At 56.8% G+C, this 9,756-nt stretch carries 9 protein-coding genes, 1 tRNA gene and 3 pseudogenes; 6 read left to right on the top strand and 7 right to left on the bottom strand.

Annotated elements, in window-relative coordinates:
- Nucleotides 1–358 precede the first annotated feature (358 nt).
- Nucleotides 359–907, top strand: a pseudogene (locus QQL28_RS44905) (DUF2971 domain-containing protein); the annotation flags it as partial.
- A gap of 39 nt (nt 908–946) precedes the next feature.
- Here the strand turns inward: QQL28_RS44905 and QQL28_RS44900 are convergent.
- From QQL28_RS44900 to QQL28_RS44880, 5 genes are all read right to left on the bottom strand, one after another.
- Complete coding sequence (locus QQL28_RS44900; RefSeq protein ID WP_284276240.1) at nt 947–1,309, bottom strand: hypothetical protein; 363 nt, start codon at nt 1,307–1,309, stop codon at nt 947–949.
- A gap of 41 nt (nt 1,310–1,350) precedes the next feature.
- Nucleotides 1,351–2,307: a hypothetical protein gene (locus QQL28_RS44895; RefSeq protein ID WP_284276238.1), complete on the bottom strand. Its 957-nt coding sequence runs from the start codon at nt 2,305–2,307 to the stop codon at nt 1,351–1,353.
- A 272-nt stretch (nt 2,308–2,579) separates the two neighbouring features.
- A tRNA-Val gene (locus tag QQL28_RS44890) sits at nt 2,580–2,649 on the bottom strand.
- Nucleotides 2,640–3,314, bottom strand: a complete 675-nt coding sequence (gene tenA / locus QQL28_RS44885) for a thiaminase II (RefSeq protein WP_284276237.1) — start codon at nt 3,312–3,314, stop codon at nt 2,640–2,642. Before tenA ends, QQL28_RS44890 begins: the two co-directional genes overlap by 10 nt.
- Nucleotides 3,315–3,688: 374 nt before the next feature.
- Nucleotides 3,689–4,150, bottom strand: coding sequence for a site-specific integrase (locus tag QQL28_RS44880; protein ID WP_284276235.1), 462 nt, complete (start codon nt 4,148–4,150; stop codon nt 3,689–3,691).
- Nucleotides 4,151–4,326: 176 nt separating this feature from the next.
- Between QQL28_RS44880 and QQL28_RS44875 the strand changes: the two genes are divergently transcribed.
- Nucleotides 4,327–4,488 carry a hypothetical protein gene (locus QQL28_RS44875; protein ID WP_284276233.1) on the top strand — a complete coding sequence of 54 codons (162 nt, stop codon included), beginning with the start codon at nt 4,327–4,329 and terminating at the stop codon, nt 4,486–4,488.
- A 39-nt stretch (nt 4,489–4,527) separates the two neighbouring features.
- Here the strand turns inward: QQL28_RS44875 and QQL28_RS44870 are convergent, their stop codons facing one another.
- Entirely contained in the window at nt 4,528–4,854 is a 327-nt protein-coding gene (locus QQL28_RS44870; RefSeq protein ID WP_284276231.1) for an Arm DNA-binding domain-containing protein, read from the bottom strand.
- Between the two features lie 672 nt (nt 4,855–5,526).
- Between QQL28_RS44870 and QQL28_RS44865 the strand changes: the two genes are divergently transcribed.
- Entirely contained in the window at nt 5,527–5,697 is a 171-nt protein-coding gene (locus QQL28_RS44865; RefSeq protein WP_284276229.1) for a hypothetical protein, read from the top strand.
- A 597-nt stretch (nt 5,698–6,294) separates the two neighbouring features.
- Here QQL28_RS44865 and QQL28_RS44860 read toward each other — a convergent pair.
- Nucleotides 6,295–6,390: pseudogene (locus QQL28_RS44860) on the bottom strand (short-chain dehydrogenase); the annotation flags it as partial.
- Nucleotides 6,391–6,854: 464 nt separating this feature from the next.
- Between QQL28_RS44860 and QQL28_RS44855 the strand changes: the two are divergent.
- From QQL28_RS44855 to QQL28_RS46050, 3 genes and pseudogenes are all read left to right on the top strand, one after another.
- Nucleotides 6,855–7,016, top strand: coding sequence for a Flp family type IVb pilin (locus tag QQL28_RS44855; RefSeq protein ID WP_284276226.1), 162 nt, complete (start codon nt 6,855–6,857; stop codon nt 7,014–7,016).
- A gap of 81 nt (nt 7,017–7,097) precedes the next feature.
- Nucleotides 7,098–8,087 carry a HAMP domain-containing protein gene (locus QQL28_RS44850; protein WP_284276224.1) on the top strand — a complete coding sequence of 330 codons (990 nt, stop codon included), beginning with the start codon at nt 7,098–7,100 and terminating at the stop codon, nt 8,085–8,087.
- A 27-nt stretch (nt 8,088–8,114) separates the two neighbouring features.
- Nucleotides 8,115–8,279: pseudogene (locus tag QQL28_RS46050) on the top strand (PAS domain-containing protein); the annotation flags it as partial.
- Between the last annotated feature and the right edge of the window lie 1,477 nt (nt 8,280–9,756).

The following is a 9,756-nucleotide window of genomic DNA, read 5'->3' as shown; positions in this document are numbered from 1 at the left end:
GCATATCGCTCCTTCGGTGGAGAAGTGGAGGCGTCAAGCACCCCCACGATATGCCGCCTTTCCGATTCCCACCGTCACCAACTTTCGGCGATAGCTCGCGGAGCGGACGCATTCACGCAAATTATTCGTTCTCAAACCATGTGGCACACAGCTTATTCAGGACTGAATGATGCCACAGAGCGAAAGTGGGGCTTAGCTCAGTTTGAAGATGCGGCTGACAAGCTGAGAAAGGTCTGCGGTGCCGAGTTCATTGATAAGATCACAGAGATCGTCAAGCTAAGTCAAAGCCATTCGGTGGCTATGATATCAAGCTATTCACTCGATGGTGACGTTTTGAGTCAATGGACGCGCCTACGCCGACGATGCTCGCGGGTTTGCGATTGGTTTTTCTGCTCAACAGCTAGAGATGCCCGCGAAGCCACTGCGGGTACTGTACGACAGGGCAGCGCAACGAGCCGAACTAACCAACAATATTAAGCACGTATTCCAAGTCGAAAAAGGTTTCGACTTTGGTTGCGGCCAAAAGTTTTTTAGTCACTGGTTCAACTTCGGTTTGGATTTGTGTGCTTACAAGCATCCTTCGTTCGCAGAAGAGCGGGAAATTCGCCGAGTGCATATTTCGGGTCTGGCGCTAGACGAAAATCAACGGCGCATGATTCCCGTTGGGGCTATCGACGGTAGTGGTGTCAGACGGTCGGGACCTGTTCCGATAAATTATCGAGTCCGCAACGGCGTGCAGATTCCTTACGTGTCGCTGGATATAACGGACGGTGGCAGGAAGTCTCCGATCAAGGAAGTGGTGCTCGGGCCGAAGAATCCTGACACGGAAGAGAACGTCGGATTGTTTCTGACGAGTGTGGGCCGCGACAACGTCAATATCCGTCGATCAGAAGTGCCTTATAGGTAAGAAGACAGCGCTGTTGGATTCGCGCTTGTCAAACGGTGCTTAGTGCTGGGGAACCAAATGACAACGCCAGAAATCCAACCTCGATTCGATCCGATTGGAGACAAGTACTATGCTCCTCCCCGATAGACGGACAATGGAGCCCGGCAGTAACTCGCTGATGACTTCAGATAGGGTCCAGGCAGCGGGCTTTCGGTTGCCATCGCTATCTTCTCTCGGCTTCTTCACCTGAATATGACGAGAGCGCGGTTCAAGCCCTTCTAGCCAATGAAGATCGAGATCGTCCTTCCCCTCCGGCCGAACCGTCGCGCTGGGCCCATGTGTCTCGAAGTGATCGAAAAGCTCCGCCAAAATGATGGTGGACTGATAATCGAACCCTCTGATTGCAATAACACCGTTCGCCATGAGCTTTAATTTCGAGGCAAGAATTCCAAGTTCAGGTGGGACTAATCGTCCTTGGACATCAGGTTGTCGCAGTAAGAGCAGAGCAACGAACTGCTATCTGACACATTGTCGGACGTAAGACCGACATGGCACCGCGCGCATTCGTCCAGCGATGCCTCGCACCAGACACAGTGGTTCTCATCGTTCCATATTACAAACGCCTTTACCCCGCATTCGGGACAGGGATGGACCGGCTGCTCGCCACCATCCTTCGCGGCAATATGAGCTTCCACTTCAAAGTGAGCTTCTAGCGCCGCTTCAACGAGCTCTTCGGCGGAAATATCGGCACCACACGCGCGGCACTCCGCATCGGCCCATTGAACGTCAGGCCTCGAAACATCCTTGCGACTGACCAGATGCGATCCGCATTCCGGGCAGATTAGTGAGGTCTCGGCCATAACGGTCGATTTCCAATCGACGCCCTCAAAGCTCTTGCGGCAGTCGGCGAGTTCCCGGTCGTGGAAGGCCCTCACTTCAAGCATGGCTTGCCAGCTGCCATCCAGCGCCGTCCGAGGATCCTCCTCGGTCAGCCGAAACAGGTCCACCACAACCGGAAAAGCGGTCGCAATTGCCTCTCGGACGGTCTGCGGACCGGCGTTGGTATAGAGATGCTCGATGTCGTTGCGGATACGGTTGAGCTCCCTCAGCGCGGCCTGGTCGATCTTCAGGCCGAAGGCTCGGAATCGTTCACCGATCTCGCTGAAATCAATCGTACGGTCGCTTGCATCGTATTTGATACCGCCATGGCCGTCAGGAACGGGCTTGTATCGCGCGCCCAGGACTTCCTTGGGGTCAGCGGCCGGAGCAGCCCGTACGAGCACTTCCTTCGCCAGCAGCAGTACGCCTGCATAGAAGTTTCGGACCGCGGACATCGCGCGCTTGGGATCGTTGGCGCCGTAGTCCTCGATGCCAAGCTGAATCGATTCAACCGCATTCTTGAAAAGTGGATTGGTACTCATCGTGGCGCGCTAGCTGACGCTCATGAGTGAAGCGCGATGAATTCTAATCTCCGAAGTGACGCGAGACACAACCGCTGCCCTCTCGTTTTTGTGCCCATTTTGAGACCATGAGAATTTGGGAGCAAATAGTAACGTCGCGGACGAACAACAAGCAACGCATTGAGATTGCGCGGTTTTAGGCGACAAAAATGATAACGCATGGGAAAGGCCTGTAATATACGATGAAGCCCGCCAATGGCGGGATTAACTATTTGATTTCTATCATGAAAACTTGGTTGGCAAGATTTGAACTTGCGACCTTCAGGTTGTGAGCCTGACGATTGCCGAAATGACTATTCTACACGCTGGCCCGCGCGCCAGCCCATCTCCCAGAAGTCGGTCTCGAGTCGGGTAGCTTCCTTGAATACCGCGATCAGCTCTACCTCGCGGGCTGGCGTGGAGTAACGATCGGCGAGACGCTCCAGGTGCGCGCGCGCTTTCGCTGCGACCTCCTGGTATGGCATGCCGGCATACTCGGCGATCCAAACGCGATATGGGTTCGTCGCAGCGTTCGCGTCGGGGCGCGAGGCGAGCCGCGTTGCGATTTCCGCATAGCCTATCACGCAGGGGGCAAGCGCCACCTTTAGTGCCAGCAGATCACCGCGCATTCCCGCGTCGAGCACGTAGCGCGTATAGGCCAGCATCTCGACCGCCGGAGGGGTTTGTTCGAGGTCGCTCGGGGACAGCCCCCAACCGGCGCAGAGCTTCACATGCAGATTCATCTCGACATCCAGGATGGCCGCGAGGCCGGCCGCCCCTTCATGCATGTCGGCAAGCTTGGGCGACTTGTAGACCGAGAGCGCGTAGGCGCGAGCAAACTCGATGAGGAACAGGTAGTCCTGAGCGAGGTAGTGACGAAACGCCGCTTCGGGGAGCGAGCCGTCAGCCAACCGGTCCGTGAAGGGATGCTCGGTGTAAGCCCGCCACTCGAGAGATGCTTCTTTCTTTAGACGCTGGAAGAAACTCACTATCTTTTCTCCTGGCCTGCTTTCCCAAGAACGTCTTCTCGCTTCCGAGAGCGCGTTGCAAACCGGGTGGACGTTGACCTTGACAGGCCGCCGCGATCGGCCGGCACGATGACACAGAATTCGCTGATCGTCGGGACCGTTGGGATTAACTTGCGTTCTCACGACATTACCAAACAGCAGGCACACGCTCTAAGTCCAAGTTTCGATTGCGAACGAACCGCACCAGTTTCGCACCAGAATCAACCCGCACGAAGCGAAATGAACGCAGCCGATTTCCTGCAAAAGCGCAGTAAAATCAACGACGGCCGCGGTTATCCTGCAGCTCATAACGGTCTGGTTCCTGGTTCGAATCCAGGCGGGCCCACCAGCCTCTGTTAGGGAGGAGGAGGGGAGACTGTGCGGGCACTTTGAACGACTCGTTGTTTTGGATCGGCAAAGCCATCGATCCGGTCAGCCCAATGCTGCATCAGCTTGGTGCGCGAGCCGATCAGTGCCAGCGGCCCGTGCCGCCTGTAAATCGCCTTTACCGAGCCACTGTCGAGATGCGCCAACTGTAATTCGATGACATCACTGTCCCATGCCTTGGCTTCCTTGAACTCCTCATGGTGGCAAAGGGTTGAGAACGTCGTGCGGAAGCCATGGGCGCAATGTTCGGTCTTAGTGTTGATGCCGAGCGCACGCAGCCGATGACAGAGCGTCGCGTTAGACAGCGGTGCGTCACGCGCCTCAGGATTGCGAGGGCTTGGCGCGACAGCGGCACCACATGGTCCCATCCGGTCTTCATCTTCGCCGCCCGGATGGTCCAGCGTTTGGCATCCCAATCGACTTCGGTCCATTCCATCTCGTTGATCATGCCCGGGCGAGGGATCGTCAATGCATCGATCCGAAGGGCATCACCGACCACGTCGCCAAATCTGGCCTTCTCCCATGGCGGCATGATCAATCTGAAAAGACGAGCCACATCCTGCGGCTCAGTGACGCCGGGCCGTGGTGTCGAGACGTTGACAGCGAGTTGCTTCTCGCAGGCACGGAACGGATTGTAGCCATCGCCTTCGAGGTCGGCGTAGTCGCAGACCTGTTCACCGATACGGTGAACTCGGTCATGGGTCTCCAACCTGCCTTCAGTCTGCATCGCCCGAAAGAAGGCGAGCACGTCGAAGCGCTTGATGTCTAGCCGGTAGAGATTGCCGAAACGATTCTTCAGATAGCCGGCCTATCTTTCGAGTAGCGCGATGGTTTCGGGACTGCGCACGGTGACAATCCTGCCGCGCTTGATCTTCTCGGTCTTCTTCTCCGTAAGCCATTCGTCGATCCACATGCCGAAGGGGCGCTCAGCCGCATCGAGATGCCGTTCGAATTGCTTATCGATCGATGGATCGACCGGCGGGTCTTGTGCTAGCAAGGCCTTTGCGGCGTCACGCGTCTGGCGTGCCGTGGCGAGCGAGACGGCGCCTTCGTTGCCGTTGCAGTAAAGCCCGATCGAGTAGGTCTTCTGCCTATCATGCAAGCGATCAGCCATCCGCCAGAGTTTGCGTGCCATCTGCGTTGGATTCCCTTCTTGTTCGGAATACTGCGAGTCGCTGAGAACGTTTGTTCTTCCGATACGAACATATACCACTGATCGATTAGAGGCTTCACTTGGATCGCTTGAGGTTCAGAGATCGAGATAGTCTGGCAAACCCGCCCGGCGATTAGTCGCACTCTCCAAATCGCGTTTTGCTCAGCCTCCATCTCGATGTTGCGCCTGACCGCAGACCCAATAGACCAAGCACGACCAGGGTAACGCCGCTTGCGATCTGCAAGTACGATAGCTCGGCAACATCCATAGCTAACAGTTAGTTTCAGATCGAATGAGCTCGCGATCGAGCTACTACGTCCAGAGACTCGATCTGGGCTCCGACATCATATCGAGCAGGCAAGCGTATCGGGTGCGTGACGTCGCCCGACCGAGTGAGGTCAATGGCCGGGCGGACCCAGGGCCGACAATCGCGAAAGATCAGTTCGAAACTTTGGAAGCCTACACAGCAGCTCCAAGTTCTATCCCAAATGGGACTGGCCCGTCTGCGCGCACCGAGGCAGCATAGGTAGAATAATGCTAGTGATCGTGAGGATAGGTGGTCAACCCAGGGATGTCGGCGGCCTTTGGTCAAAGCGTGTGGCGAAGGTGCGAAAATCTATTTGATCCTCTCGAAGAAAAGGTTCTGCATGTAGGATGACAGAAAGCGACAATCGCCATGAAGTTTCGGTGGTGACGGACGGACGCGAGATCGAAAGCTACAAGCAAGAGATTGCGCGTCTCAAGCAGCTGGTCGTGCAGCTTTCTGAAATTGTCCTGCGCAACGTTATAAAGCAACGCCAGAGCCGAAAATCGGAACATCCGTGAGTCTCCAAGCGGCTCGCCCAAACATAAGGCGCGGAAATTGAACGTTGCATAATAGCGCGCTGTTCCAGCGGCGCGGCTCCCTCTGGGGCGGCAGGGAGCGGGCCCCGCCCCTTGCTCCGAGGGGCGGGGCCTCTAGCTGGTCAGAGCCGTGCAGTCCCCGCGCCCGACCTCTTCGCGTTCGCTCGCCCATCGCGCCTCTCAGAACGCCGGCTCAAGCCGAATTTGCAACCAAAACGGCGCCACGCCAGGTGGAGAAGAACTAAAGAGAGGTTTTTCCATGCCTCAGATCAGGATCTATGACGCGCAAACGAATGCGCGCGAGGCAATCTAGATCATCCGATTTAAGTCTTGGCGGCTTCCTCCGCTTGCGCGCGTGCGGCTTCCGCCGCACCGGGCTCTCGTGAACCGAGCCGCGCGGCGTCTCGGCCGTGCGGCGTCGATCCCTCGCGCAAAGACTGCGGAGCTTCTCGCCGCGGGCACTCGGGAAAGGGGCCCGCCGTAATGAAGTATGCCAGCGTCGCTATCACTGCCCCGTTCCCGGGTACCCTCTTAACTAGTCTCGTCGCTGCACTCGATCCCGCGTGAACCTGCCGTTGATCCCTTCGCGACCTGGTCGCACACGTCGGCCTTGCGCGAGGAGATCACGACCTTGGCGCCATGCTCGGCCATGCGCTCGGCGATCGCAAGTTCAATGCCGCGCGTTCAACGCCGCACTCGAACTGAAGCGCAAGCGGAAACGAGTGATGCGCGTGGGTGCCTTCCGGTCGGCTTTTGCCACCGCTTTTAGCTGCGGAGGCCAGGATATGTTTGCAGAAGAGTATTTGAGCGGAGCACAAAATGATACCGATGCTCAGCGGGAAAGCCGTAGAAGGCCAGCAGGGCGTCGCGATCCTTGACTAGACATCCGTCCGCCCGGCTGTATTCGGCGCGATACTCCTCTGGCGAAATGTCGCTCGCCAGCGCCGAGATCGCCACCTGCACCCGCTTGCGGCTAGTCACTGGACCGGCGAGCACCGCGACCTTGCTGAGTGTGCGCGCATTTGTTCGTTCCGTACAAAGTTTTCGCGCCACAACAAACGGAATCTCGAATGCGATTCTGCCGGCCTTAACACATTGCCAGTAAATCCTGAGCGTTAACCTTAGAAGGGGCACGCACCGTGAAAACGCTAGTTCACTTTCTACGCGATGAGTCCGGAGCGACCGCCATAGAATATGGGCTGATAGCGGCGGGTATCTCGCTCGCTATCATCGCAGCCGTGAATGGGCTAGGCACTAAACTCACTACGAAATTCGGTTCCATCAGCAGCTCTCTGAAATAATCAAAGGCCGCCTTAGCCGGCGGCCTTTTTTTCTCCACCGCATGCGCAAGAACGGCTCCAGTCAGAGGCGAGCTAGGCCGCTTGGACCCGGCGGAACTTGAGAAGTGGTGCGGCGAGGGGCTGAACGGATCGTCTCAATGCCGCTGCTCGGAGATTCTTGTTTTAGCGAAAGACACCTGGATGAGTCTTTTCGTCGTCGGCAGATTTGCCAATCAATCAAAAATGGTCCTTCAGGCCTTTCCTTCCGTGATCGCCTGTTTCTCGCGCTTTGTCTCGGCTCGAGGGTCGATCCGAATCGCGATCTTGTGCTTTTGTCTTGCGATGAGTGCGATTGCGGTGGGCCTCGGAGGGTATTCCGTCCTCGGTATCCGGCACGCAGGCGACTTGGTTGCGCGGACCTTCGATGAGTCTCTGATGTCGATCAATTACGCGCGTGCGGCTGGTGCCGATTTTGCCGCGATGCGCGTGGCGTCTTCACACGTCACAAAGCATCCGTCTGCCCGTGCTCGGCTAGATGATGAAATCGACAAGCTGGCGAAGACGCTCTCGGAAGATGTGACTATAGCGGCTGAACGGTCGCAATCAGCGCGAGCTGCGAAGGCAGCCGCCAAAGTTAAAGAAGCGGCAAACGCCTGGGTCGCGATTCATCGCCGTCCTTCTCAAACTTCTGCTGACGGCACCTTGAACGATGAAGCGAGCCCTCGGGAAATCGACGATGTTGACCAGCTTGCCAACGTCGTAAATCAGCAGATTGAGTTGCTGGTGAACTATACGGCCGGGGATGGTTTTCTATTCCGTCAGCGAGCGCTTGCTGCGATCAAGCGGGATCTGCAACTGAATGTGGTGGCGCTGACCGTTGCGCTCCTTCTGTCCGGGTTATTTTCGTGGTTGTTGGCACGGCGGATCATCGGGCCCGTCGCCATTGCGTCCAAAGCGGCAAGGAGTATTGCCGATGGCGACTTGAACGCAGACATTCCCAGAGGCAGCAGTGACGAGCTAGGCTCGCTACTCGCGGCCATGAGGAAGATGCGGGACAACATTAGGGAGATGGTCGATCGAGAGGTGGCGTAACGTCGCTCCGCGCAGGCGCGGCTTTCCGATGCGCTTGAAAATTCTCGAGAAGGCTTCGTGCTCCTGGACGCGAACGGACAGATAGCATTGGTCAATTCCCGAGCCAGCGAATTCATCGGCTGCTGTGTGCTGCAGAGACACATGGAAAGGAGGGAAACAGCAAAGAGAAAACAGTGTCGTAAAGCTGCGTGAAAGATGAGGGCAGGTCCCTCGGGATCGGCTTGCAGGAGCAGGTCTCAAACCACTCCAAGCTGCCGCGGTAAAGAGCCGTGGTGGTGAGCGTTGGAACAAAAGCTCAAGGCAAGACCTCGAGCAGGTGTGCATCCGAAAGACGAACGAAAGTGAACCCACCGAAGACGCGTCGTTAAGAAGCTTGGCGTCGCCAAAACCAGAGGTGAGTAGCCCTTCTGGGACAAGTCTGTCAGGCGCCTGATGACTGGGCAGACGGCGACCGGCGTAGAGGGGGCGTGAGTTGGATGCAGGCTTTTGCGCGGAACTGCAGGAACCAGCGCTCTGATGGCAAGGGAGAAGCACAAGCGACGAAAATCGTGAGGCGAGAGTACCGAAGCGGAGCATTGGGACGGACCGATCCGTATTAGTGATGAAGGCCCTGTAATGGGACCGGAGCAAAGGGATCGGGTCAGGCGGTCGTGTGGTCGAAACAACTGGAAACAGGAAGATGCAGATACATACGACGGACAAACCGTTCAGTATTACAAAGAAGCAAGTGTACGAGGCTTACAAAGCGGTCAAATCCAATGCGGGCTCGGCCGGTGTGGATGGGCAGACGATCGAGCAGTTCGATTCTGACTTGCGGAACAATCTCTACAAGCTTTGGAATCTTGTGTCATGAAGGCACGAAAGTGCCATGCCGTACGGGAGATGAAGGTGGACCCTTCGGAGCCGCCCTGCAGTGGGAGGCCCCAAACAGCCATAAGCTGCTTCGGACAAAAGCCGCGGTGGTGAACGTTATGGAAAAGGCGCGGCAATGACCACGTCATGTGTGGATTGGAGAGACGAGCGCAAGCGAACTCCTGAGGAAGCATCGAAAACTTGTATAGCGACATCAAAACTGGAGCCTGATTCCAGCTCCGGGATAAGGGCATGGAAGATACCTGCTTACTGTCCATGTGGTGTCCGGTGTACAGGGAGCGTGACTCCAATCTGGGCTTTCGTACGGAACTTGAGAACCTGATCAACGATGTGAAAGGAAAAGACACAAGTGGCTGAACCATGAGGTCGAAAGTACTGATGCGTCGGTCAGGGGCGGACTCCTCCGTAGTAGTGATGAAGTGGGGTAATGCCCATGGAGCGAAGGGAGGGGGGCACCTGCGTTGAGATCGGTGAGCCAACGGGAGACCGGAGGAGTTCGCTGGCTTCAACGGAAGGCGGCAGCCTTCAGTGGGTGGCACGAGCCGGATATGTCGAGAGGCATACGTCCGGTTCTGTGAGAAGCTCGGGGTGAAACTCCCCGGGCTTACTCGGCGGATGAGTTCGGGAAGCTACTTTCCACCATCGGTGCGCGCCGTCTCCATTCCCAAAAAGACTGGAGGCCAGCGGATTTTAGGCGTCCCGACGCCCTTGGCATAATGCACCTCATACAGTTTGCGTTGGGGATGTTGAATGGAGATGACTTGAGTTGGCGACCCATTTTCGCAAGCGTCGATCG

The organism is Bradyrhizobium iriomotense (assembly GCF_030160715.1).
Taxonomy (GTDB): Bacteria; Pseudomonadota; Alphaproteobacteria; order Rhizobiales; family Xanthobacteraceae; genus Bradyrhizobium; species Bradyrhizobium iriomotense.
Note: the sequence above shows the minus strand (reverse complement) of the source record. Positions and strands in the feature narration are given on the sequence as shown.

What these genes read in the sequence shown, in the direction of transcription:
- QQL28_RS44880 (WP_284276235.1), bottom strand. Translation starts at nt 4,150, where the DNA reads ATGGACCGAAGTCGATTGGGATGCCAAACGCTGGACCATCCGGGCGGC.
- QQL28_RS44895 (WP_284276238.1), bottom strand. Translation starts at nt 2,307, where the DNA reads ATGAGTACCAATCCACTTTTCAAGAATGCGGTTGAATCGATTCAGCTT.
- QQL28_RS44870 (WP_284276231.1), bottom strand. Translation starts at nt 4,854, where the DNA reads ATGGCACGCAAACTCTGGCGGATGGCTGATCGCTTGCATGATAGGCAG.
- QQL28_RS44865 (WP_284276229.1), top strand. Translation starts at nt 5,527, where the DNA reads ATGACAGAAAGCGACAATCGCCATGAAGTTTCGGTGGTGACGGACGGA.
- QQL28_RS44900 (WP_284276240.1), bottom strand. Translation starts at nt 1,309, where the DNA reads ATGGCGAACGGTGTTATTGCAATCAGAGGGTTCGATTATCAGTCCACC.